Annotated in this window: 23 protein-coding genes and 3 tRNA genes; 15 read left to right on the top strand and 11 right to left on the bottom strand. The window is 63.9% G+C overall.

All coding sequences use genetic code 11. The features are described 5' to 3' along the window. Positions 1–32: 32 nt before the first annotated feature. The 3 genes from E3T35_RS13785 to E3T35_RS13775 form a co-directional block, all read right to left on the bottom strand. Entirely contained in the window at positions 33–293 is a 261-nt protein-coding gene (locus tag E3T35_RS13785) for a hypothetical protein (RefSeq protein ID WP_134379599.1), read from the bottom strand. A gap of 819 nt (positions 294–1,112) precedes the next feature. Then, positions 1,113–1,541, bottom strand: a complete 429-nt coding sequence (locus E3T35_RS13780) for an SRPBCC domain-containing protein (protein WP_134345588.1) — start codon at positions 1,539–1,541, stop codon at positions 1,113–1,115. Further along, positions 1,538–1,918: an ArsR/SmtB family transcription factor gene (locus E3T35_RS13775; RefSeq protein ID WP_370449336.1), complete on the bottom strand. Its 381-nt coding sequence runs from the start codon at positions 1,916–1,918 to the stop codon at positions 1,538–1,540. Before E3T35_RS13775 ends, E3T35_RS13780 begins: the two co-directional genes overlap by 4 nt. A gap of 358 nt (positions 1,919–2,276) precedes the next feature. Here E3T35_RS13775 and E3T35_RS13770 point away from each other — a divergent pair, with 358 nt between their 5' ends. Next, the gene (locus tag E3T35_RS13770) at positions 2,277–2,759 is read left to right on the top strand and encodes a hypothetical protein (RefSeq protein ID WP_134379597.1); all 483 of its coding nucleotides are present in this window, start codon (positions 2,277–2,279) and stop codon (positions 2,757–2,759) included. Between the two features lie 271 nt (positions 2,760–3,030). Here the strand turns inward: E3T35_RS13770 and E3T35_RS13765 are convergent, their stop codons facing one another. Continuing rightward, positions 3,031–4,605: an FAD-dependent monooxygenase gene (locus tag E3T35_RS13765; protein ID WP_166789966.1), complete on the bottom strand. Its 1,575-nt coding sequence runs from the start codon at positions 4,603–4,605 to the stop codon at positions 3,031–3,033. Positions 4,606–4,750: 145 nt separating this feature from the next. Between E3T35_RS13765 and E3T35_RS13760 the strand changes: the two genes are divergently transcribed. The 5 genes from E3T35_RS13760 to E3T35_RS19360 all read left to right on the top strand — a co-directional run bounded on the left by E3T35_RS13760 (position 4,751) and on the right by E3T35_RS19360 (position 9,125). Continuing rightward, positions 4,751–5,347 (top strand): TetR/AcrR family transcriptional regulator, encoded by a 597-nt coding sequence (locus E3T35_RS13760; RefSeq protein ID WP_166789965.1) that lies wholly within the window; start codon positions 4,751–4,753, stop codon positions 5,345–5,347. 110 nt (positions 5,348–5,457) lie between these two features. Further along, complete coding sequence (locus E3T35_RS13755; RefSeq protein ID WP_166789964.1) at positions 5,458–7,647, top strand: MMPL family transporter; 2,190 nt, start codon at positions 5,458–5,460, stop codon at positions 7,645–7,647. A gap of 60 nt (positions 7,648–7,707) precedes the next feature. Then, on the top strand, positions 7,708–8,103 hold the full coding sequence (locus E3T35_RS13750) for a hypothetical protein (protein ID WP_134379589.1): 396 nt from the start codon (positions 7,708–7,710) through the stop codon (positions 8,101–8,103). A 212-nt stretch (positions 8,104–8,315) separates the two neighbouring features. Next, entirely contained in the window at positions 8,316–8,684 is a 369-nt protein-coding gene (locus tag E3T35_RS20250) for a hypothetical protein (protein ID WP_134345576.1), read from the top strand. 207 nt (positions 8,685–8,891) lie between these two features. Beyond that, entirely contained in the window at positions 8,892–9,125 is a 234-nt protein-coding gene (locus tag E3T35_RS19360) for a hypothetical protein (RefSeq protein ID WP_166789947.1), read from the top strand. On the opposite strand, the gene E3T35_RS20245 is transcribed toward E3T35_RS19360, so the two are convergent. Beyond that, the gene (locus tag E3T35_RS20245) at positions 9,097–9,339 is read right to left on the bottom strand and encodes a hypothetical protein (RefSeq protein ID WP_370449335.1); all 243 of its coding nucleotides are present in this window, start codon (positions 9,337–9,339) and stop codon (positions 9,097–9,099) included. The two genes, E3T35_RS19360 and E3T35_RS20245, sit on opposite strands and share 29 nt — an antisense overlap. Before the next feature lie 278 nt (positions 9,340–9,617). Between E3T35_RS20245 and E3T35_RS13735 the strand changes: the two genes are divergently transcribed. Continuing rightward, on the top strand, positions 9,618–10,172 hold the full coding sequence (locus tag E3T35_RS13735; protein WP_134345573.1) for a recombinase family protein: 555 nt from the start codon (positions 9,618–9,620) through the stop codon (positions 10,170–10,172). A 60-nt stretch (positions 10,173–10,232) separates the two neighbouring features. Here the strand turns inward: E3T35_RS13735 and E3T35_RS13730 are convergent, their stop codons facing one another. Beyond that, entirely contained in the window at positions 10,233–10,697 is a 465-nt protein-coding gene (locus tag E3T35_RS13730; RefSeq protein WP_370449334.1) for an N-acetyltransferase family protein, read from the bottom strand. 640 nt (positions 10,698–11,337) lie between these two features. Between E3T35_RS13730 and E3T35_RS13725 the strand changes: the two genes are divergently transcribed. Then, complete coding sequence (locus E3T35_RS13725) at positions 11,338–13,740, top strand: tetratricopeptide repeat protein (protein WP_166789963.1); 2,403 nt, start codon at positions 11,338–11,340, stop codon at positions 13,738–13,740. 255 nt (positions 13,741–13,995) lie between these two features. Here E3T35_RS13725 and E3T35_RS13720 read toward each other — a convergent pair whose 3' ends face one another. After that, a complete protein-coding gene (locus E3T35_RS13720; RefSeq protein ID WP_166789962.1) occupies positions 13,996–14,769 on the bottom strand; it encodes a hypothetical protein in 774 nt (257 codons plus the stop codon). Between the two features lie 119 nt (positions 14,770–14,888). Here E3T35_RS13720 and E3T35_RS13715 point away from each other — a divergent pair, with 119 nt between their 5' ends. Both E3T35_RS13715 and E3T35_RS20240 read left to right on the top strand, forming a co-directional pair. Then, a complete protein-coding gene (locus E3T35_RS13715) occupies positions 14,889–15,656 on the top strand; it encodes a site-specific integrase (RefSeq protein WP_198421033.1) in 768 nt (255 codons plus the stop codon). Between the two features lie 27 nt (positions 15,657–15,683). Further along, a complete protein-coding gene (locus E3T35_RS20240; protein ID WP_198421032.1) occupies positions 15,684–16,064 on the top strand; it encodes a tyrosine-type recombinase/integrase in 381 nt (126 codons plus the stop codon). 10 nt (positions 16,065–16,074) lie between these two features. On the opposite strand, the gene E3T35_RS13710 is transcribed toward E3T35_RS20240, so the two are convergent. From E3T35_RS13710 to E3T35_RS13700, 3 genes are all read right to left on the bottom strand, one after another. Further along, positions 16,075–16,150 (bottom strand) — tRNA-Phe (locus E3T35_RS13710). A 70-nt stretch (positions 16,151–16,220) separates the two neighbouring features. After that, a tRNA-Asp gene (locus E3T35_RS13705) sits at positions 16,221–16,294 on the bottom strand. Between the two features lie 85 nt (positions 16,295–16,379). Then, positions 16,380–16,452 (bottom strand) — tRNA-Glu (locus E3T35_RS13700). Positions 16,453–16,823: 371 nt separating this feature from the next. On the opposite strand from E3T35_RS13700, the gene E3T35_RS13695 reads away from it, so the two are divergent. Together E3T35_RS13695 and E3T35_RS13690 are read left to right on the top strand one after the other, a co-directional pair. After that, positions 16,824–18,059 (top strand): M23 family metallopeptidase, encoded by a 1,236-nt coding sequence (locus E3T35_RS13695; protein WP_166789961.1) that lies wholly within the window; start codon positions 16,824–16,826, stop codon positions 18,057–18,059. Next, the gene (locus E3T35_RS13690) at positions 18,052–19,446 is read left to right on the top strand and encodes a C40 family peptidase (protein ID WP_241988860.1); all 1,395 of its coding nucleotides are present in this window, start codon (positions 18,052–18,054) and stop codon (positions 19,444–19,446) included. Before E3T35_RS13695 ends, E3T35_RS13690 begins: the two co-directional genes overlap by 8 nt. A 186-nt stretch (positions 19,447–19,632) precedes the next feature. Here the strand turns inward: E3T35_RS13690 and ppa are convergent, their stop codons facing one another. Then, complete coding sequence (gene ppa / locus E3T35_RS13685) at positions 19,633–20,124, bottom strand: inorganic diphosphatase (protein WP_092341769.1); 492 nt, start codon at positions 20,122–20,124, stop codon at positions 19,633–19,635. A 44-nt stretch (positions 20,125–20,168) separates the two neighbouring features. On the opposite strand from ppa, the gene tilS reads away from it, so the two are divergent. The 3 genes from tilS to ftsH all read left to right on the top strand — a co-directional run bounded on the left by tilS (position 20,169) and on the right by ftsH (position 23,837). Continuing rightward, positions 20,169–21,140, top strand: coding sequence for a tRNA lysidine(34) synthetase TilS (gene tilS / locus E3T35_RS13680; protein WP_134379581.1), 972 nt, complete (start codon positions 20,169–20,171; stop codon positions 21,138–21,140). Between the two features lie 31 nt (positions 21,141–21,171). Beyond that, the gene (gene hpt / locus E3T35_RS13675; protein ID WP_105036013.1) at positions 21,172–21,744 is read left to right on the top strand and encodes a hypoxanthine phosphoribosyltransferase; all 573 of its coding nucleotides are present in this window, start codon (positions 21,172–21,174) and stop codon (positions 21,742–21,744) included. 83 nt (positions 21,745–21,827) lie between these two features. Next, positions 21,828–23,837 (top strand): ATP-dependent zinc metalloprotease FtsH, encoded by a 2,010-nt coding sequence (ftsH, locus tag E3T35_RS13670; RefSeq protein ID WP_134379579.1) that lies wholly within the window; start codon positions 21,828–21,830, stop codon positions 23,835–23,837. Positions 23,838–23,843 lie beyond the last annotated feature (6 nt).

Genomic DNA, 23,843 nt, shown 5'->3' with positions numbered 1-23,843 from the left:
GGCAGGTGCTCAACGGTCGCAAACCGTTGCTCTCAGGACCAGTACTGCGTGTTCCATGGCCCGGTCACTGTTCCGATCAGCACCGTGTCCTCTTCGGCACCATCGAAATGGATCGCGTGAGCTGGCACAAACAGGAACGACCCCGCCGGGAAGCGATCCGCGTCTCCCTTGATAAAGGAGGTGCCGTATCCGAGCATGAGTTCGCCGTAGGCCACGTGCAGGTGCGCGTCGGCGATGTGGTGGTGCGGGGCGTCGAATACGCCCGCGGGGATAAAGAACGCGTAGGTGAACATGTGCCCTGGCTCACGAGAGCCGACGAGTGTTGCGGACTTCGTGCCGTCGTCGTGAACCGTCTCCCATGGGATGAGGCGGGAATCAAACGACTGTGGCTGCTTCGGTTGCATACCGTCACGGCAACCGCGGCTCACAGCGAACGTTCGCGGAATACAGACACCGCGCTGCTTGGACATAAGGCGACGAAACCTAGGCCAGCTTCGCCAGATCTTCAACAGCATCCAGCGCCCGTTTACCGGTCCCTGAGCGCGACGCGGAACGTCTCGAAAAAGTAATGACTAGTGAGACACCCGCCGCGGCTGCTTTCCCTGAATACGCCAGAGCGAAAAAACATGGCTCATCGTGTCTCGGAAATACGTCTCACCGGAAATTGTTCCAGCAAGTTATTGGGATGGGATTTCTGAGGCACAATGACGGGGCGCCCTGCACAGGTCACATTGGACTGTTTCCTCATCGTTTGCGACACGCAGAATAAATGACTGGTTGTGTGACAATTTGTCCATCCGTTGAAGTTACGATCGTGTTGTCACGCAATCGAACGTATAAATGACACGTGTCGAGCATGAATTGACCGCCCGTTAGCCGAACGTCGAGCGCGACAGATCTGAGGGCAAACCACCTGGCGGCCGAGCGCGCCGACGTTGTGTCACAGAGGAACGACGACCGGGACGCCTGAGCAGGCGGTCGCCAGCTTTGTTCAGATCCCGTAGGTGGAACCCTGAGCGGACCTGGTTGCGGGCTTCGACTTTGACGACTCGGTCGGGGTGGGGTTGCGGTCAGTGTCGCCCTCGCAACGCGCTGACACGGCGGGTGCCCGTCTAGCGGACGAGCAGCTTCTCCATATCGTCGAAGAACGCGGTGTATCCGGCCGTGAGGGCCGCCTTCGACGCGTCGTCGAAGCCCTGGGCGGTTTGCACCATTGTCATCATGGCGCCGCCGTCGACGGCGACGATATCGACGGTGACGGGCTCGCGGGCCGGATCATCGGGCTGGTCGGTGAGGGTGAGGGCGAGCCGCGTTGGACGATTCACCTCTGTGAACTCGCCAACCCAGTGCTTCAGGCTGCCGTCGGGCAGGTGCATGGTCGCCTTCCACCCGCCGCCGACACGGACATCCATCTCGACATCGTCGACCGGGACCGCGGCTGTCCCGAACCAGACCGCGAAAGAAGCCGGCGTTGTCCAGGCGTCGAAGACCTGCTCGGGTGTTGCGGGGAAGGTGCGGGTGATGCTGACGGGGTTGCTCATGAGGTTTCTCCTTTGTCGGTCATGCTTGTTTCGGTGGTCGTGATCTCAGCGAGGACGTCACCGAGGGCATCGAAGCTGGCACCCCAGAACTTCGCGTAGTCGCCGATCCATGCGCAGGCATTCGCCAGCGGTCGAGCGTCAAGGGTCGCGGGGCGATACTGCGCATTCCGACCCCGACTGACCAGTTCCGCGGCTTCGAGCACCCGGAGGTGTTTCGACACCGCCGCGAAACTCATCGCGAACGGCTCTGCTAGCTGCCCAACTGTCGCCTCGCCGTGCGCCAGGCGCGCCAGGATGGCGCGCCGCGTCGGGTCGGCGAGGGCCGCGAAGGTGCGGCTGAGCTGGTCGACGGGCATGTTGTCCAATCTTGTATTCAACTGGCTAGTATAGAACTGATAAGTTGAATATAAGGCATCGCGCGTTTCCCCGTCAAGCCCAGGGCCACCTCTCTTCTGGGCCGGGTCGAAGGAACGCGAGGGTCGAAGAAGGCAGCGGAGTACATCGCGAGTCGCACCATAAACAATCGTTGTCCCCTCGCGGATGATTAGCTAATGCCGCAAGCGGGACCTCCAGCGGTCACCGAATCGCGTGAAGCCAACCGCGTCGACGCCTGCACTGAGATGCCCTGAAGGGGAACGGCTAACCGGACGTCCGCACCGGAAGCGGACCTCCCCGTAATTCGACTGTCGGCGGTACCCGGTACGGTAACGGCAACTAGCTATATTGGAGGCCACTGTGGACCACTCTCATCCGAACAACATTTTCATCAAAGCCGGTGGAGTCGAGGTCGAAAAGCCGCCTCTCGTCGTCGACGGGGACAACACTCTGAGCGGAACACACAATGGATCAGTGTGCGTGCACGACGGGACGCTCACTATCGTGCGAGGCGCCACCCACAACGGGTCGCTGACGGTGCAACCATCCGCGCACGTCGCCATCCACGGCGTGCACAACGGGTCGTTGACAATCGGTTCCTCCGCGACGAGCGAAGTCCTCGGGGCGCAGAACGGGAGCGTGCACGTCGACGCCAATGGCGCTCTTCGAGTGGCGATCGGCGGCCGCCTCGCCGGATCCTTGACAGTCGCCGGTCGAATCGAGAACGCCGGCGTGCGAGGCGGCACGGTCACCAAGATTGGCGGAGAAGTCATCGACCTCCCTGGGTCGACGATTAAGGAACCACAGCGCGGCGCAGATGGAGCGAACGTCGTTCGTTGGTAGGTCAGCGCCACAACGTGTTCTCGAGTCGTCACTGACGGCGAAACACCGCTTGTAGCGGCGAGTGGGGCGTCCAGTTAGCCGAACCTTCACCGCGACCGTCGGCGCCGGCGACTCGATCGCCCTGCACGCCGGGAGCCCGATCGGAAGTGGATAGCCAACGCCATAGTTGGAGCAACAATTAGCACCGCTATTTGGAATAGTTCTTTCATGCCGTGTATTTCGGCTCGGGCGAGCCTGACGCACAAGTGCTGCTGCGGAATCCACCATCTCTTCAGGCGGGAAATTCTTGCAGGATGTGCTGGCCGATGGACTCGGGCGAGGAGCCGCGAGCCGCGACATAGCGGTCCGGGCGCACGAGGGCCACGCGTTTGCCATCGGGCATGGCGGCCGTGGCCGGAGCCCCGGCCGGAGCGACGAGATCGGAGGCGATGAAGACGACAGGCAGCCCGTGCCAGCGCGCAGTCGACAGATCGGGCCGGGCCTCGCCCGGTCGACCCCAGACAACCCAGGACCAGCCAGCCGGGCTCAGCCTCTCGTAGAGTCGCCCTCCGCCAGGTAGCTCCGGATTCGGCAGCCGCCGGCCGGCGCCCGGCGCGGTCGCCAGAGGTCCGCTCGAGTACGCCAGGTCGAGCATCCCCGCAGTGCGGCCCAGCTTCGCCTGGACGGCTGGCCGCGCCAGTATCCGCGGGGCGAGGCGGCCGAGCGCCCGGCGGATCGCGGTGCGCCGGGTGGTCAGCGCGGTCGTCACCCGGGCGACACCGGTGACCATGCCGCGTGCGGTGTCCCGTCGTTCGGCCTCATAGCTGTCGAGCAGCCGCTCCGCCGCGGCCGAATCCAGGCGGTCGACCGCGGCGAGTTTCCAGAGCAGGTTGTGGGCATCCTGGACCCCGGTGTTCAGGCCCTGCCCGCCGACCGGGCTGTGGATGTGGGCTGCGTCGCCGGCAAGGAAGACCCGGCCGGAGCGGAAGTGGTTGGCCAGCCCGTGGCTCAGGTTGAACTGCGAGGTCCACTTCACGTCGCGGCTGCCGAACTCCATCCCGGACCGCTGCCGAATCAGCTCGTCGAGGAAGGCCGCATCCACGGTCAGTTGCGAACCCTTGTGCGGCGTTGGAACGTGGGCGATGATGCGCCAGCGCTCCGGTTCCGGCATCGGCACGACCAGCAGCAGTCCCTGCGGGTCGAGGTAGGCGTAGCCCTCGTTCTGGGCGATCGGCACGGAGCTCTTGACGTCGGCCAGCACGAACGTTGCGCCGGCGTCCCGACGGGTGAGCCGGAGCCCGACCTGGTCGCGCACCCGGCTCCGGCCGCCGTCGCAGCCGATCAGCCAGCGCGCGCTCACCCGTTCGGTTTCGCCGCCGTCACGGGTGACCAGCGCCTCGACCTGGTCGTCGCCGTTGAGAATCTCGTCGAACGAGGTTCCCCACTCCACGGCCCCGCCGAGCCTGTTCAGATGGTCTTCCAGCACCTGTTCCGTCGCATCCTGTGGAATGGAGAGCCAGAACGGATACGCGGTGTCACCCCAGGGGAGCCCGAGTAGGTCCACGCGGGTGGTCCGGCGTCGGGGGCCGCCGTGCGCGTTGAGGGCCGCGAACGGCACGCCGCCGGCGAGCATCCCATCGGCCACCCCCATGGTCTCGAAGACCTCGAGGGTGCGGGCGTGGGTGACCAGGGCCTTGGAGTGGGTCGAGCGTCCCTGCTTGCGGTCGATGATTCGCACGCTCAGGCCGTGACGCAGGGCCTCGCAGGCCGCCGTCAGCCCGGTCGGGCCGGCGCCCACGACGAGCACATCAACCTCACCCGGCCTGGCTGGTCGAGGCTGGAACGGTGCGTTCTGGGAAGTGTTCATGCCCACAAGCCTAGCAATAAACGAGACATACATGTCTCGTTTTGCGAAGACGGACCCGTGGCGCCGCCGCAATTGTCGGCCATCACGCCCCCGGATGGCGTCGAACGCGTATCGTCGAGGTCGACGCACTCCCCGGAAAGGCACCATGTCCAGCCCCAAACAGCCAGCGGCCACGCGCATCGATGTGGAACGCCACCACCGGGCCCTCCTCGCGGCCGCGGCCGACGAGTTCGCCCGCAACCCTGACTCGTCGATGGCGGATGTCGCCCAGGCGGCGAACCTGACCAGGGCCACCCTCTATCGCCACTTCAGTAACCGGCAGGCGCTTTTGGGGGCCATCCAGGCAGAGGCCATCACCCGCGCGTCGGAAACCCTCATCGCCTGCCGCCTCGACGAGGGATGCGCCCTCGAGGTGCTCGGTCGCGTCATTGGCGAATTGGGCAAGCACGGGATGCGCTTCCGCATCATTCTGATGCGGGCGCCCGACCACAACGCGCGTTTCCTCGCCCAGCGCGACCAGGCGCTCGCGCCCCTGGTCGAGGTGATCAAGCGGGGCCAGGCCGAGGGCGACATCCGCACCGATCTCTCACCGGAGTGGATCGTCACGGCCATGGCCTCCCTGCTCATCTCGGCGGTGCGGGCGGCGCCCAGGACGAAGCACTCGGACGCCGGTGTGTCCGATCTGATCTACCGCACTCTGGTCGGCGGCATCGCGACGCAAGCATCAACGGGAGATGCGTAAAACTAGACAAGAGCGTCTCGTTTCATCTAGGCTCAGTTCAGACGGCCCGATCGGTGCCGCCGACTCGATGAACTGTGATGGGACCACCCGTGCTCTCTGCACTCGCTCGCATGTCAACCCGGTACCACTGGATAGTGGTCGTCGTGTGGCTGGCGCTGATCCTCGGCGCCGTGCTCGGCAGCCGGGCGCTCGGCGGCACCTTCAACAACGACTTGACCCTCGCCGGCACCGACTCGCAGGCCGCCTACGACACCCTGCGCGAGGAGTTCCCCGAGCTCGCCGGTGACGGCATGCAGGCCATCGTGCACAGCACTGATGCCGAAGAGCCCGTCACATCGCCGGCCATGCGCGCCGCGGTCGAGGAAGCCGTGGCCACCGTCGCCGCGCTCGACGGCGTCTCCGCCGCTCGGTCGCCGTACGGTCCGCCCCAGCCCATGGTGTCCGAAGACGGCATGACGGCGATAGTGACGATCCAGTTCGACGAGCGGGCCAAGGACATCCCGGTCGAGACGGTCGCTGAGGCTCAGGCCGCCTTCGAGGGCGTGCAGGATGCCGGCGGCCAGGTCGAATTCGGCGGTCCGGCCGCGCAGGGCGAGTCTGGACCATCCGGCAGTGAGGCCTTCGGCCTGCTCGCGGCAGCTCTCGTGCTGCTCTTCGTGTTCGGCTCGCTGTTCGCCATGCTGGTCACGCTGCTCACCGCCCTCATGGCCCTCGGCATCGGACTCGCCTCGATCACGATGCTCGCCTCGACCGTGACCATCGGCACCTCCGGCCCGATCGTGGCCGCCATGATCGGCCTGGGCGTCGGCATCGACTACGCCCTGCTGATCGTGACCAGACACCGGGAGGGGCTGGCCCAGGGCCTGACTCCGAACAGGTCCATCGAAGCGGCCATGACCACCGCCGGGCGCTCGGTCCTGGTCGCCGGGGCAACCGTGATCATCGCCATCCTCAGCCTCTACGCCATCGGAATCCCGTTCGTGTCGTCGCTCGGACTGGCCAGCGCCATCGTGGTCAGCGCGACAATGCTGGCATCCGTCACCCTGCTGCCGGCCCTGCTGGCCATCTTCGGCCGCAACCTCGACCGGGTGCGGGTGCGCAAGATCGGCAAGAAGGGCGCCTCCCTGACGCACGTCGGCGGCCCGGCAGAAACCTCGCACGCGTCGGGCTGGCGCGGCTGGGTCGGTGGCGTGCAGCGCCACCGATGGATGGCCGCGTTCGCCTCCGTGCTCGTCCTGGCCATCCTCGCCCTGCCCCTGCTGTCGCTGCGCCTCGGCACCGCCGACGGCGGATCTCAGGCCGCCGACACCACCCAGCGCAAGGCCTATGACCTCATCGTGGAAGGATTCGGCGCCGGCTGGGCCGGCCCGCTCCTGGTCACGGTCGACTTCGGCGACGATTCGACGCCGGCCGAGAACCAGGCCGCGAGCACCGAACTGCACGCCGAACTGGCGGCAACCGACGGCGTCAGCGCGGTCACCCCGCCGCGCCTCGGCGAAGACGGGACGACCGCCCTGTACACGGTGATCCCCACGAGCTCGCCGGATGACGCAGCCACGGAAACGCTGGTCCACGACCTACGCCAGACGGTGCTGCCAGAGGCGGCACCCGGCGCGGCCGCCCACGTCGGAGGAGCGACGGCGACCAGCATCGACCTGGCGGATACGCTCCTGGCGCAGATCGGCTGGTTCATCCTCGTTGTCGTCGTGCTCGCCTTCATCGTTCTGCTGATCGAGTTTCGGGCGCCGTTCATCGCGGCCATGGCCGTCATCATGAACCTGTTCGCCGTCGGCGCGGCCTACGGACCCGTTGTCGCCGTGTTCCAATGGGGCTGGTGGCCCGCCGACCTGCTCGGGGTTGTGCCTGGACCGGTGGAGTCGTTCGTTCCGGTCATGCTCTTCGCGGTGCTCTTCGGCCTGTCCACCGACTACACCGTGTTCCTGCTCAGCCGGGTCAAGGAAGAGTTCGCCCGCACGGGGGACGCAAACCGGGCGGTTCGGGACGGTATGGCCGCGACGGCCAGGGTGATCCTGGCCGCGGCATCCGTCATGGTCGTCGTCTTCGGCAGCTTCGTTCTCAACGACCAGCGGACGGTCACGATGTTCGGCTTCGGCCTGGCAATGGCCATTGCCGTGTACGCGCTCGTCGTGATGCTGGTGCTCGTGCCGGCCCTGCTAGCGATCGCTGGCCGCGCGGCCTGGGGACGCACGAAGCGTCGCTCGACTGGCGAGCCCGGGGCCGCTCGTGAGCCCGCGGTCGAGCGCGAACCTGAACTCGTTCAAACGCTCGGGCGGGGTTGAGGAGGAGCTGCTCATGATGCCGGGTAACCGCACCCCCGCTTCCAGTTTAGGGAGGCTCCTATGACAAGCACACGGTTCACGGTGGCCCCTGTCCCACGTTGGGCGCTCAGTATCGCGACCGCGCTCGCGATACTGGTAGCCATCGTCTATTTGGCGATCGGATTCGGCCTGGTCCCGGAGAACTTCAAGTCACCTCCCGCTCCCGTCATGGTGGTCGCCGGGCTTGCCTATCTGATCGGCGGCGGGTTGATCTTGGTTGCGAATCGACGGCTGATGCTCGCAGGCGCGGCGGCGAATTCCCTGGTCTTGGTCCTGTTCCTCGTGTCCGCACTCATGGGCAACGCCACGATCGACCCCCTCACCCTCAGCGGCAAGGTGGCCCAAGTGGTGCTGGGCGTGCTGCTCGTCTGGTTCGTGAAGCGGATGGGCAAAGGACGAGACGGTCCTCGAGTGTAGGTGGTCTTCGGGATTTCTGCGGCGACCGTGCCAGGTCGTGCCGGCCGCGTCGCCGGCCGTTCCTCCTGCGGCCGGCGGGGGGCTGCGGCCGGCGACCCGCGTGCTCTACATCTCCCCGCTTAAGGCGCTGGGCGTCGACGTCGAACGTAACCTCCACGCCCCGCTTGTGGGCATCACCCACGCCGCGCGCGGCTCGGGTCCGAACCGCGCGCGTGAGCGTCGGCGTTCGCTCGGGCGACACCCGTCGGCAGACCGGCGGGCGACATCCTGATCACCACCCCGAGCCGCTCTTCCTCATGCTCACCTCCGCGGCCCGCGACTCGCTGCGTGGCGTCGACACCGTCCTCGTCGACGAGGTGCACGCGGTTGCCGCCATTAGGCGCGGCGCCCATCTGGTCCTCTCGCTTGAACGGCTCGACGCGCTGCTCGCGAAACCGGCGCAGCGCATCGGGCTTTCCGCCACCGTGCGCCCGCACAGCGAGGCGGCCGGTTCCTGGGCGGTGCCGCACCGGTCGAGATCGTTGCGCCGGCCTCCGGCAAGCGGTTCGACCCGCGTGTCGTGGTTCCCGTCAACGACATGAGCCGGCTCGACGCCGAGCCGCCGCGGGAGGGCGCGCCGCGGGAGGGACCGACGGCATCCGTTCCCGAGACCGGGTCGATCTGGCCTCACGTCGAGGAGGCGATCGTCGACCAGGTGCTCACGCACACCTCCTCGATCGTGTTCGCGAATTCGCGGCGCCTGGCCGAGCGGCTGACGGCGCGGTTCAACGAGATCCCACGCCGAACGGATGGCGTGGGCCGAGGGCGAGACGCCGGTCACGGCCGGCGTTTCCGCCTGGGATGCGGCATCCGTTCGGCGTTGCAGCATCCCGGCCCCCAGCATCAGCGGGCACCGGCTCACGGCCGCGCTGATCGCGGCGAGCGGGCAGAGCCAGGGTGCCGAGCCGCTGCTCGCGCGCACCCACCACGGCTCGGTGAGCAATGTCTTCGGGGTCAGGATGCGGCCACTACCTCGACTTTGAAGCCGGCTTCGTTCTCGAGGTATGCGGCGTAGTGGTCGGGGCCTCCAGCGCGGGGATAGCGATCCGCATAGAGGGAACTCCAGCCGTGGTCTGTTGCTTCGCCAACGATGCCGTCGATGTCAGCTTCGGATCCTCCATGAAGCGCGACGTGGTTGATTCCGGGGAGTCTTCGGTCATGCGCGTCGCCGGAAAGGGTTGGCGGTCGTGTGGTCACAAGGTAGACGTCACCGCATCGCCAGGAAGTCCCGTTTTCCCACTCCTAATCGACCGACCATCCGAGCTTCGCAAGTAGCCAGCCCCAGGACTTTCGAGCGCTGTCTAGGTCAACGACCCAAATCTCAACGTGATGTAGCCCAAGTGCCATGTGGCCATCGTTTCATGGCGGAGCGGACCGTGCCGCAAGGAACGTCTACTGGCCGCAAACACTATCCGCGCTCCCAGCGGTTTACGGCTTGCGAGCTTGAAAAATCATCGTCGTGTCGCTTCCTTTGAATGGAGTTCTCACCCAATCTCCCCAGACCGCTTCGAAACGCTCTGATCGCTCTTGGCGTGACGCCGGAGAAGACGTTTACCGATCAGGGTCTCGCCGGAACGAATCGGGCCCGGCCAGGTCTGCGCGAAGCGTTGGCCGCCTGCCGGGCCGGCGACACCCTCGTCGTGACCAAACTCGACCGACTGGCTCGCTCACTTCGTGATGCCAAGGACATCGTCGATGACCTCACCCTTCGCGAAGTGAAGCTCAGCATCGGCGGTTCCGTTCACGACCCCACCGACCCGGTCGGCAGACTCCTCTTCAACGTGCTCGCGATGGTCGCTGAATTCGAGGCCGACCTGATCCGAGCACGCACCCGCGAAGGGATGCAAGTCGCCAAAGCGGCCGGCCGGCTCCGCGGCAAGCAACCCAAACTGTCCCCGGCGCAGGAAAAGCACCTGATCGAGGTCCACCAACGGGGCGAACACACCACCGCGCAGATCGCAGAACTCTTCAGCGTTGCCAGATCCACGGTCTACCGGGCAATCCAACGAGCCGGGGACACCGCCGCCTGAACGTGCGTCGTGCAAGGGAGTACGGAAGAGCCAGTGGACAGCGATGGCACTATTGCGCGGTCATAGTGCCCCTGGTGTCAGATCATACGTAACCCACTTGGTAGACGTGGCGGTCAAATCATAGAGATGGCGGGCCCGAGTATTGTTCTCTGCCGTGATCCAGCGAACGACTGAGCGTCCTTCGCGTTCGGCCAGCGCGGAGAGTTCGCTCAGTAGCGCGCGCCCGACGCCGGCTCCCCGAGCGCTCGAGTCCGTGAACAGATCGTCGAGGTAGATACCCACGCTTCCCGTTGAGGGACGAGAAAATCGACGATAGTGCGCGAGCCCCACAAGTCGACCCCCGGAGGTGGCGACAAAGGCATTGACTTCATTCGAGTCGTCATTGATCCAGGTCCAGACACGCTCAACGATGCTGTCATCGGGAGACAGCTCGTAGAAGTCTCGATAGCCCCGATAGAGCGCAGCCCACTGGGACGAGTCGGAGGTTCGGACGGCACGGATAGAGACCGAATCGTTTGTAATCACCATCCCAGAGTATCTGCGCGCATTCCGTTCCCTCCCTCGTTCCCATTCGGGCTCTTCTGGCCACGCTTCCACCGTCGGTAGGCCCAGTGGTACGGGGAGCCCGTAGAAGATTGCCCTTACGGGAATTGAGGTTTGTCGATGGCTGGAGCGAGGTGTGAGCGCGACTACGACCACTTGTGCAGACGACTTCGAAAAATGACACCGATCAGTTTCGTCATCTTTGCTCCCGGGGTGTCTCATAACTAATGGTGCGTACCACGGTTCAGGCATGCGGTTATGCGACGTAGTTATGAGAATCGGCGCGCCGCACGATTCCGGGGAACGCGGAGGGAGTCGAGACATGGGCGTGAGACGTCTTGTATCCCTAGGGATATGGGACAAGTCGATGGCGTAATGCGGCCGCTCGAAGAGGGTCAAGCTCAATGCTTCGAGCAGACCTCGCTAATGTGTCCATAGGGGAGTCGCTTCATTAGCGAGAAACCGTTATTTGGTTTCGACCGATTCCGACAGGTAAATCGGGTGCCCAGATTTGAACAGCAATCGACGCTACGTGGGGATGGTGCCAAAGATGGCGCGTTTGGAAAACGTTCGGATGAGCCGAAATAGGTTGTTCGCTCTCATTGATAGTTTCGAGAGCGACATGAGGGACCTAGTCATCCGATTCCTTCTCCCCTACCAAGATGAATCAGTTTTGTTGGGCGCGGATTACGACAGCGCCCTGCACAGGAAAAACGCGGATCCCCACGGAGCCGACGCATACGCCGTCCAATACCTCGATTTGAGACCGTGCTACGACCTCCTGCTCCGGAATCGGAAGGATCTGCCGGTCGAATTTGCAGAAGAGATAGGTGGCAATGCTCCTTTCTTAGAAACCCTCGCACCTATCCGCAATCGTGTTATGCACGGCCGTCCTCTCCACCCCGACGACCCCGAGAGTGCCATCACCTCATTGAGCGCCTTTCGGTCGCGGCAATGGAACGCAACGACCCGGACACTCGACAGACTCCGTGCCGACGCCGCGTGGGAGCCGGCATTCATCGAGCCCGTTGGTACGACGGACAAAATCCTTCACAATCTTCCCGATGCTGACTATGACGAAACAGGCCTTGTGGGTCGCGGCGATGAAGCTAAAAAGATCCTCAGCGCCCTCGAAGTCGGTCGAGACAATGTCATCACCATTACGGGCGAAGGCGGCATCGGCAAGACTGCTCTGGCACTCGACATTGCATATCGGCTCTTAGACAGCGATACAAACCCGTTCGAAGCGATTCTTTGGGTCTCGCTCAAGACAGAAAAACTGACGGCAAGCGGTGTCGAACAACTGAATGGCGCGATCCAAGGCATAGATGAGTCGATCGCAGTTCTCAGCGCGGGGCTCAGCGGGGATTTCAGTAGTTCGGTTAAGGAACTCTCTGAATCACTCGAGGGCATCCAGTGCCTTATCGTGCTCGATAATCTTGAAACTGCACAGGGGTCGGAGGTAATTGCGCTCTACGAGACTCTGCCAAATTCGGTTAAGTACCTATTCACGAGTCGACTGGGCATCGGAGAACTTGAGAGACGTTATCCGCTCTTGCCCTTGTCGAATCCCGAGGCGAAATTGCTGTTCCGGAAATTCGCGACCAAGCGGGGCCAAAAGGGTCTTGCCGGCCTATCTGACAAGACTCTTGGTGAAGTTGTTGGTCGGCTCCGATTTAGCCCCTTGGCAATTCGTTGGTACATCTTGTCTGCCGAGGCGGGTCGCGTGCCCAGCGACCTGATCCACTCGCAACAGGAACTTCTCGACTTCTGCGTCAAGAACGTCTACGAGGGTCTTACCGGCGGATCACGCGCCGTCCTTTCTGTTCTTCGAGCCTTGGACCGCGCGATCGGATTCGATGAATTCGCAGTCTTGACTGACATGCCAATCGATGATCTCCGAAGTGCCACACAGGAATTGAGCCGAGGTTCCTTGGTTACGGTGGAACTCGAATCTGCCGGCGCTATGTCTACCCGGCTTGCACTCACGCCAACAGCCCGAGCGTTCCTCGCGCGGGAGGACCGATCTGGCGCTTTCATCGTGAAAGTACTTCAGCGTGAAAGGCAGTACAAAGCAACCCTCGAGGAGCGAGTTGCTGAGCGTGGACGCAGCGTAGATCCTGCGGTCGTGCGCGCAAGATCAAGCGCCGATAATCCGTCTGTCCACCTGCTTCGAGCGGCCATCAGATTTGCGCGCGCTGGCAAGCTCGAAAAAGCTCGTGAGCAAGTAGAGAGAGCTCGGAACTTTAATCCTGAGTTCTCAGAGGTGTACCGGATAGCGGGCGACTTGGACAGCCAAGAAGCGCGATTCGAGTCAGCGGTGTCAGAATACCAAAACGCCCTCAGCATGGCTGTCGGTGCTGAGACCATCGCCACGACGTCCTACCTTCTTGCAGACGTCATGAGTCGACGACTGCACGATGCTGGCCTTGCATTGCCTTATGCAGAAAAGGCCTACCATGCCTGGTCCAACCCCGACACAGCCTTCCTGCTGGGCAGGATCCGTACCTGGACTGGTCTGTTCGCCGAGGGCCAGGAGCTCCTAGAGGAAGCGTTGGACGCGGCCACTGGCCGTCACGAGTTGGTCGTGTCGAACGCGCTAATTGACAGCTGGGGCCGATGGGCGGACGCTGAGTGGAAAGCGCATCGTCCCTTTGAGGCAATGAATAAGTCGACGGCTGGATTCCACCTGGGCCGCGAGTTAGCCAAGGCACCTCAGCGCGATAACCGGCTAATAGACGTCACTCTTGAATGCTGCGTAACGTACCTAAGAGCGCTCAATGCACTTCCAGAACTGTTTCAGGCACAACGAAAGCGCCTAGAGGAAGTGAGCCGCTTTCTCCGAGAGGAATCAAAGACCTCCGGCGCTTCGAAGAAAGTTCCTTATGTGAAGGACGCGATACGCACCTCGATTCAGCATCCGGATATCCCGTTCGACGCAAAGACGGACTTGTCGCGAGCCCTCGAGATATTCGAGGAGACCGGAGTTGAGATATCAACGTTCAGAAGCGGAGCCGGTCGGTGAGACACGTGCCCCAACCGCATCTCATACAACGCGGGCGTCTCGAAACCTAGCTGTGCCGAAACTCATGGGATATACGACGCTGACGTCTTCGGGTTTAGCGTGGCCAATCGGGTCGCTGCGCCAAATAGCGATCAGAAAAAGCCGCCACGTAGCGCCGAAAGCCACAATAGGAGCCACCCTGTTAGACGTAAGCATCAGGAAATCCTGACGTGTACGACCGGGTAGACCCTGATGGACCCCGCGAACGAACTGCGCTTACTTCAGATCAGCGCTGTAGGTAACGCCGGAGTTGAGGTGGTGGCCGTCGAGACGTTTGCCCTTATCGCCGCGTGGGTCATCTCGTTCGGCGTCGATGAGCGGGACGGCAACCCGGGTCGTGTGCACAGAGTCGAGTGTCCAATCACCCTCGGGGTCAACGTCCCAGTCGCCAAGGATTATGTTTGGACCGCCCTTTAGCAGAGCAATGATTCGTCTGATCCGAGGCCGCTTCACCTGAGCGACGTTCCAGTGCTTGCGTGCGCGATCTGCGAAGAACGCACCACCATGCCCTCCGAACGGTGCCGGCCGTCCTTCGAGCTCGTCGGCGGCGATCGGCACGATGACCGTGCCGATGAGGGAGCTCCATTGGATTGCTTCGTCTTTTGTGAAGATCGCTGGGCCCAGTACCGTCGTCGAGTGGATACCCGCGATGTTGGTGTTAGTAAGCGGGACCTCGTCGTCAGTGCACACCTGTGTACCGGCAATTGTTGCCACGTGGATTGCGATCGCCTCCGCCTTCCGTGCATCGCGGCGCGAGCTGAAGGGTTCTACCGTTTGCAGGATAACCGAACCGGGGGCATCGCGGAGCTGTTCTGCAGCCTCATTGTGCCGCTGATATACACGAGCCATGCTGGTGGCGATGCCTATGTAGATAGAGTTCTGTCTTCTGTTCTCGTACATGTAGAGCCAGCAGCAGTCGGCCAAGTCGCTCAACCTTTCGCAGTTTCGGCGGACCTCGACGCGACGCCGGATCCACTTATAGGATCCCATGAACACGACCGTCGCCGCCTCGCGAATCGGACTCGCGCACGGGAGCAATCAATGATGCAGAAAGTACGCGATCATAGCCTTGCAGAGATGAGCGAAACTCCGCGAGATGGAGAGATTCAATGCCCACGATCACGACGTACGCAACGGCCGGCGGCAAGCGCTACCTCGTGCGGTACCGCACACCGGACCGACGACAAACGATGAAGCGTGGCTTTGCCACGAAACGCGATGCGGAACGATTCCTCGTGGGCGTCGAGATATCGAAGGACCGCGGCGAATGGGTCGACCCGACCAAGTCGCGAGTGACCGTCGCTGACTGGGCCGAGCAGTGGTACGAGGCGCAGGTTCAATTGAAACCGACGACGCGGTCCGGGTACCGACACGGCCTCGACAAGCACGTACTGCCGCGGTGGGGCACGACGCGGTTGGGGGAGGTAAGGCACGCTGACGTCCAGGCGTGGGTTTCTGACCTGTCCGCGCGACTTGCACCATCGACCGTGCGCCAAATTCACCTCGTGCTCTCAGGCGTTCTCAAGTACGCCGTCATGGACAAACGCATTCCCGTCAATCCGTCCGATGGTGTGCGCCTCCCCAGGATCGTGAAGAGCTCAAGAGGCTATCTCAGCAACGACCAGGTGTCTCGCCTCGCTCGCGCTTGCGGGCCCGACGCCGACGTCATCATCCTGCTGGCCTATACCGGTCTGCGGTGGGGTGAGATGGCTGGCCTCAAGACGGCGCGAATCGATCTAGATCGCCGCCGCATTGACGTGGCCGAGGCCGTATCTGATCCTCGAGGTCGGGTGATCTGGGGAACACCGAAGTCGCATGAGCGACGTTCCGTGCCGTTCCCCGATTTTCTCTCGGACTCGCTGCGGGCGCGCTGTTAGGGCAAACATCCCGACGACCTGGTCTTCATGGCTCCTGACGGTGGCGTGCTCCGGAGTGGAAACTTTCGAAACCGCCGCTTCAACTCTGCTCTCGCGTCGGTCCAAGCCGCTGACCCGGAATTTCCCAAGGTGACACCCCATGACCTCAGGCACACGGCTGCAAGCCTCGCCGTCTCGGTCGGGGCCAATGTGAAAGCGGTGCAGCGAATGCTGGGACATTCGTCGGCTGCGATGACGCTAGACGTCTACGCAGACCTCTTCGACGACGACTTAGATGCCGTTGCGGTGGCTCTCAATGGCAGTGTTCCATTTTCAGATGTGTTCAAAATGTGTTCACTGGAGGGAAAAGGAGCCGATTCAAAGCTCGAAAATGGGCATAAAAAAAGGCCACTCCCCAGTGTTTCCTAGGGAGTGGCGGTGGTGGCCCCGACCGGCGTCGATCCGGTGACCTTTCGATTTTCAGTCGAACGCTCTACCAACTGAGCTACAGGGCCCCAAAGCTGCGTTGAAAAACGCCTCTTCTAAGGAAAAAAGCCCTTCCTTTCGAAAGGGCTATTACCTTTGCGACCCTGACCGGACTTGAACCGGCGACCTCCGCCGTGACAGGGCGGCGCGCTAACCAACTGCGCTACAGGGCCTCGATGTAAAAATGTGAATCTGTGTGCGAGGCACTTGGTAAGACTATTCTATTTCGAGTAATGCTTCGTGCACGTGCAGTTTGCGTAGCCCCAACGGGATTCGAACCCGTGTTAACGCCGTGAAAGGGCGCCGTCCTAGGCCGCTAAACGATGGGGCCGTGAGCCACAAAGTTCATGGCTGCCGAAGAGTAAGCATACGGTCTTGTGGGGAGAAGGCCAAATCGGCGCGCGCAATATCCGCTCGATTGGTTAATTGTTTTCGACGCCGGTTCGCACCGCGCCAGCAAATGAGCGGGCCAGCGGGCATTTCGCGGGTTAGATTCACCGGTAAGACTGGGTGAATCGTGCCCAGCTTGTTACTCTGAAGAGCCTGCTGCGGCGCACGTGGCGACTGCTATAAGCCTGTTGGGAAACAATGATTCGTACCAGAACCGTGACCGGCCTTAGGACTGACCCGCCCGCCCGCCGCTTGCGTGTAACCAATCGCTGGCCCAGGCACACCCTGGCGCTGACCAGCATCATGGCTGCCATGACTCTACTGGTCACCCTGGTGAGCCCCGTCGCGCCCGCCCGCGCCGTCGATTACCCCTCCTGGCAGGACCTGCAAAACGCCAAGGCGAACACCGCCTCGGCGGCCGCGCAGGTCACCGCTATCGAGAATCTCATTGCCGGCCTACAGGTGCAGGTACAAGAGACGCAGGCTGCAGCCGAAAAGAGTGCCAATGAACTCGAGGTGGCTCAGCAGGAATTCGACGACGCCACCCGACGCGCCGAAGATATCCAGACCCAGGCCGACGCGAGCAAGGCCACAGCGGATGCCGCGACCAAGCAAGCCGGCCAGCTCGCCGCCCAGCTCTACCGCACCGGTGGCACCGATCTCAGCGTGAACCTGTTCTTGGAGGGCCAGGGAGACGGTGCCGACGCCGACCTGCTGTTGGCCAAACTCGGCAACATGAGCAAGCTCGTTGAGCGCAGCTCCGACGTCTACGAATCGGCGCAGTCGGCCACGAACAACGCCCAGTCGCTCGGAGACCAGGCCAAAGTCGCGCAGTCCGAACGCGAGACTCTGCGCGTCGCCGCCGAAGCCGCGCTCGCCGCAGCCCAGGCTGCCGCCGAAGCAGCAGCGAACGCGCTGGCCGAGTCCGAGGCCAAGAGCGTGGAACTGGAGCAGCAGCTGCAGTTCATGCGCGACGCCCAAGCCACTACGTCAGCCGGGTATGAAGCCGGAGTTGCCGAACGCGCCCGGCTTGAAGCCATCCGGGTTGCGGCTGAAGCGGCGGCAAAGGCCGCCGCTGCCGCAGCGGCGCGTGCCAACAGCGGAGGCTCCGGTGGTTCCGTGAGCATGACCGGCTGGGCCGTTCCGGCCAGCGGTCGCATCACCGGCGGCTTCGGCCCTCGGTCGGTCATCTGTAACGGTGGCGAGTGCAGCGGCAGCTTCCACTACGCCACCGACCTCGGCACCGGCTGCGGTTCCCCCATCTACGCCGCCCACGCCGGCGTCGTCACCTGGGCTGGCGTTCTCGGCACGTACGGCAACTTCGTGAAGATCAGCCACGGCGACAACGTCTCAACCGGCTACGCCCACATTCAAAACGGCGGCTATAACGTTCGTTCCGGCCAGTCAGTGTCCGCCGGGCAGATCATCGCCTATTCCGGTGATACCGGCGCCGCCAACGGCTGCCACCTGCACTTCGAAGTGTGGATTGGTGGAAACCGCATCAATCCCGTTCCATTCATGGCCGACCGGGGAGCATCACTTGGCTAAGAGCACCACGACCGCACCGAGCACCACCGCACGCGCACGGGTTCGCACCAAGTCGAAGCGGCTGCTGTCGGCGGTGGCGATGGGCGCGGTCTCGGCGGTCACAGCATCCGTTGCCGCTGCCGGCGGGGCAGCCTTCGCTGCCCCCGACTATCCGAGCTGGAATGACGTCGAAAAGGCCAAGCAGAACGAATCGACCAAGCAGGCCGAGATCGCGACTCTCGGCGAGCTGCTGAACGGGCTGGCCAGCCAGGCCGCGAAGGCCGTCACGACCGCGCAGATTGCGGCCGAGGCCTACCGAGTGACGCAGGATGCCCTGGACGCCGCTACCCTGCGCGAAACCAGCCTTCGTGAGCTGGCTGCAACCGCCGAAGCCACCGCGGCAACATCGAAGATGCGGGCCGGCCTCATCGCCGCGCACCTCGCCAAGTCTGGTGCCAGCGGTCTGTCACTCAACCTGTTCCTGAACGGCAACAGCGCGGATGACCTGCTCAGCCAGCTCGGAACGGCCAGCAAGCTGAGTGAGCAGTCGGAGCAGATCTACACCGAGGCCGTGCAGGACAAGAACGCGGCCGAGTCCCTCGGCGAGCAGGCCGCATCGGCGACAGAGGAACGCGAACGTCTCACCGAAGAGTCCAAGACCACCTTTGATGCGGCCACGGCGAGCTCGACCGCAGCCGAGGCTGCTTACAACACTCAGCAACGCAAGTCGAGCGAACTGTTCGAACAACTCGCCTTGCTCAAAGACACCACGGCCGAGGCCGAACGCAGCTTCCATGCCGGCGAAGACGCGGCCGCTGCGGCCAGCGCGTTCGCGCAGGCGCAGGCTTCTGCTGCTGCCATAGCGGATGCCGCGGCCGCGCAGGCCGTGCGGGATACCGCAGCCGCAGCCGGTTCAGGTTCAGGTTCAGGTTCAGGTTCAGGTGCCGGTTCTGGATCAGGTTCGGGTTCTGGGTCGGTTGCGCCGTCCGTGCCGGCAACGCCGTCCCCACCCGTCGCCCTGCCCAATGCGAGCATCGTCGACACCGCGCTGGCGTTCGCCAACGCCCAGCTCGGCGACCGCTACGTCTTCGGCGGCTCCGGTCCAGACGCCTGGGACTGCTCCGGCCTGACCAAGGCCGCCTACGCAGCGGCTGGTGTCTACATCGGAACCCACTCGGCCACGAACCAGTACAACACCATGGCCAGCCAAGGCAAGCTGGTCTCCTTCGCCCAGGTGCAGGTGGGCGACCTGGTGTTCTGGGGCAGCCCCGGCAACTATTACCACGTGGCGATTTACGCGGGGAACGGCCAGGTTCTCGAAGCGCCGAACCCCTCGTCGCGGGTGCGCGTGCACAGCATCTGGTCGTCTTGGGCTGTGGCGCCCTACGTGGGTCGCCCGGCCGCCTAACACCGCGCCGGATAGGCCGCCCGGTGGCTAATTCAGGAGATCCTCGCGGCATCGCACGATGGCTGGCGGACCAGTGCGCGCGCGGCGGCCCTTCCCTGCCGATTTCCTGAATTAGCCCCCGCGAGCAGGCCCACAGACAAAACGAAGGCCCCCCTGGTCAGTCAGGGGGCCTTCGTCGGTACCGGGCTAGTGGCCCTCTGCGGCCAGCTTCGCAATGCCGTCGACCACGATCTGGTTGGCCTCTTCGGCGTCGCCCCAGCCCTCCGTCTTGACCCACTTATTCGGCTCGAGGTCCTTGTAGTGCTCGAAGAAGTGCTCGATTTCCTTGCGGGTGTACTCCGGAATATCGAGGACATCCTGGATGTGATTCCAGCGCGGGTCGCCGGCCGGAACGGCGATGACCTTGGCGTCGCTTCCGCCGTCATCGGTCATGTTGAACACGCCGACCGGGCGCACTGAGACGCCAACGCCCGGGAACAGCGGGTAGTCGAGCAGCACGAGAACGTCGACGGGGTCGCCGTCGAGGCCGAGCGTGTTCTCGAAGTAGCCGTAGTCGGTGGGGTACATGAAGCTCGTGTAGAGCACGCGGTCGAGGTACACGCGACCGGTTTCGTGGTCCACCTCATACTTGTTGCGGCTCCCGCGAGGGATTTCGATGACTGCGTCGTATTCGGCCATGGCTGGTTTCTCCCTTGATCAAAGTCTGCCGCTAACGTTACTGGATGGAATCTCCCCGCCGCCCGCGCCTGACCCCGGCCGTCGCCGACATTCGCCGGGCCGTGCGCGAGCTGCTGCCGCCGGAGGGCCTCGTTCTGGTCGGCCTGAGCGGCGGCGCCGATTCGCTCGCGCTCGCCGCCGCGACCGCTTTCGAAGCCGGGCGGTTGGGCATCCGTGCCGGCGCGGTCATCGTCGATCACAACCTGCAAACCGGGTCAGCGGATGTCGCGGCGCGGGCCGCCGAGGCCGCCAGCCGGCTGGGCCTCGACCCTGTACTGGTGCTGAGCGTGACCGTCGAGCGTGACGGGACCGGCCCGGAGGCCGCGGCACGCGTTCAACGGTACGCGGCGTTCGATACTGCCCTGGCCAAGACCGGCGCGAGCGGCGTACTGCTCGGCCACACCCTCGACGACCAGGCCGAAACCGTGCTCCTCGGCCTCGCCCGCGGCTCCGGATCGACCAGCCTGCGAGGCATGGCGGCGCGAACCGGGCCGATTCTCAGGCCGTTGCTGGGCATCCGTCGTGCCCAAACCTGGCAATTCTGCACCGATGCCGGCCTCGAGCCGTGGAGCGACCCGCAGAACTTCGACCCGCGCTACGCCCGGGTGCGGGTGCGAGAAACGGTGCTGCCGCTGCTGGAAACCGAACTCGGCCCCGGGGTCGCCGGGGCGCTCGCCCGCACCGCCGAGACCCTGCGGGAAGACTCGGACGCCCTCGACGCGCTGGCGCGCACGATGTTGCGGGAAAACTGGGCCAATGGGAAGATCGCCACGGACCTGCTGGACGCGCAGTCGGCCGCCGTGCGGCAGCGCGTGATTCGGTTCGGAGTCGAGGCGATGTGCGGCGTGTGGCTGACTCGAGTGCAGACCCTGGCCGTGGCCGCGCTGGTGACCGACTGGCACGGACAGGGAGCGCTCAGCCTGCCAGGTATTAGAGTTGTACGGCAGGACGGAATGTTGATTTTTTCCGTTCTTTGACACATCTAAAGAAAAGGACTGCACCTTTCACATGGAACCTCGCGACATTGACGGCGACCTCACCGAGATCCTGATCAGCGAGGAGCAGATTCGGGCTCGCCTGGCCGAAATGTCACGCCAGATCGAAGTCGACTACGCCGGCACCGACCTGCTGCTGGTCGGCGTGCTCAAGGGCGCGGTCATGGTCATGGCCGATCTGGCCCGCGAACTGCATCACCCGGTGACCATGGACTGGATGGCGGTCAGTTCCTACGGCTCCGGAACGCAGTCCAGCGGCGTCGTACGCATTTTGAAGGACCTCGATACCGACCTCTCCGGTCGCAACGTGCTCATCGTTGAGGACATCATCGACTCCGGCCTGACCCTCTCGTGGCTGTTGGCGAACCTGAAAACGCGCGGTCCGGCATCCATTGAGATCTGCGCTTTGCTGCGGAAGCCTGATGCCGCGCGCGTCGACATCGACGTGAAATACGTGGGTTTCAACATTCCGAACAAGTTCGTGGTGGGCTATGGCCTCGACTACGACGAGAAGTACCGCAACCTGCGCTCGGTCGGCATTCTCGCCCCGCACGTCTACTCCACCGTCGCCGCAGCCGCGCTCTAGCCACAGCCTGCACCAAGCCCCAAGTTTTCCTTTGGGCGAACACACGGCATTCCCTTGCAATCGAGCGCTAGCCTGAGGTCACCATGAACGTCAAGAAGCTACTCCGCGGCCCGATTCTCTACATTGTGCTCGCCGTCATCGCCGTCTGGGTGGGGTCAAGCCTCATCACCATGAGTGGATTCCGCGAGGTCAGCACGCAAGAGGGCCTCGGCTACCTCAAGTCGGGCAACGTCGCCGAAGCCACCATCGTCGACGGTGAACAGCGCGTCGACCTCACGCTGACCAAGGCCAGCGGTGACCTCGGCACCCAGGTGCAGTTCTACTACGTCGCCCCGCGTGGCGAAGAGATCATCACCGCGGTCACCGCCGCGAACCCCAAGGACGGCTTCACCGACGAGGTACCCCAGCCCAACTGGGTGCTCTCGGTTCTAAGCTTCCTGCTCCCCGTGCTGCTGATCGGTGCCTTCTTCTGGCTCATGATCTCGATGCAGGGCGGTGGCAGCAAGGTCATGAAGTTTGGCAAGTCCAAGGCCAAGCTCGTCTCCAAGGAAAGCCCGCAGGTCACCTTCGCCGACGTCGCCGGCGCAGACGAAGCCATCGAAGAACTCGAAGAGATCAAAGACTTTCTCAAGGAACCCGCCAAATTCCAGGCGGTCGGCGCCCGCATCCCGAAGGGCGTGCTGCTCTACGGCCCTCCCGGAACCGGTAAAACGCTGCTCGCCCGCGCGGTCGCAGGCGAGGCCAACGTGCCGTTCTACGCCATCAGCGGCTCGGACTTCGTCGAAATGTTCGTCGGTGTCGGCGCCAGCCGGGTGCGCGACCTGTTCAGCCAAGCCAAAGAGAACGCTCCCGCCATTATCTTCATCGACGAGATCGACGCTGTCGGCCGTCACCGCGGCGCCGGCATGGGCGGCGGCCACGACGAACGCGAGCAGACCCTCAACCAGCTGCTGGTCGAGATGGACGGCTTCGACGTGAAGGCGAACGTCATCCTCATCGCCGCCACCAACCGCCCCGACATCCTCGACCCCGCGCTGCTGCGCCCGGGCCGGTTCGACCGGCAGATCGGCGTCGACGCACCCGACATGCTCGGCCGCAAGCGCATCCTCGAGGTGCACTCCAAGGGCAAGCCGATGGCCGAAGGCGTCGACCTTGAAGTGCTCGCCCGCAAGACACCCGGCTTCACCGGAGCCGACCTGGCCAACGTGCTCAACGAAGCCGCGCTGCTCACCGCCCGGTCCAACGCCCAGCTCATCGACAACCGTGCGCTCGACGAAGCCGTCGACCGGGTCATGGCCGGACCGCAGCGCCGCACCCGCGTCATGCGCGACAAAGAGAAGCTCATCACCGCGTACCACGAGGGCGGCCACGCCCTCGTCGCCACCGCGATGAACTTCACCGACCCGGTGACCAAGATCACCATTTTGCCGCGCGGCCGGGCCCTCGGCTACACGATGGTGATGCCGCTCGAAGACCGCTACTCGGTCACCCGAAACGAACTGCTCGACCAGCTGGCCTACGCCATGGGCGGCCGCGTCGCCGAAGAAATCATCTTTCACGACCCGACCAGCGGCGCCTCCAATGACATCGAGAAAGCCACGGCGACCGCACGCAAGATGGTCACCGAATTCGGCATGAGCAGTGTCGTCGGCCCGCTCAAGCTCGGCCAGGGCTCCGGTGAGGTCTTCCTCGGCCGCGACATGGGCCACCAGCGCGACTACTCGGAGCGCGTCGCCGAGAGCGTCGACCGCGAGGTGCGCCAGCTGCTCGAAGACGCCCACGACGAGGCCTACGAAGTTCTGAACAAGAACCGTGTCATTCTCGACAACCTCGCCACGGCCCTGCTCGAACATGAGACTCTCGACCAGACCGCCCTGGCCGAGATCTTCGCCAACGTCGAGAAGCTGCCGTCGCGCCCGCAGTGGCTCTCCAGCGACAAGCGACCCGTTTCCGACGTGCCGCCCATCGCCATGCCGGCCCCGAAGGCTCCCATCGACGGCGCTGCCGTTGACGGAGGCATCTCCAGCGGCGACGCCGTTCCCGCCAAACCAAAGCGCGCGCCGGCCCGCAACCCCCGCCCCGCAACCGCCTAGGCGCCC

It is taken from the genome of Cryobacterium sp. TMT1-2-2, assembly GCF_004403505.1.
Classification (GTDB): Bacteria; Actinomycetota; Actinomycetes; order Actinomycetales; family Microbacteriaceae; genus Cryobacterium; species Cryobacterium flavum.
The sequence above is the reverse complement of the archived record's forward strand: the minus strand, read 5'-3'. Positions and strand labels throughout refer to the sequence as shown.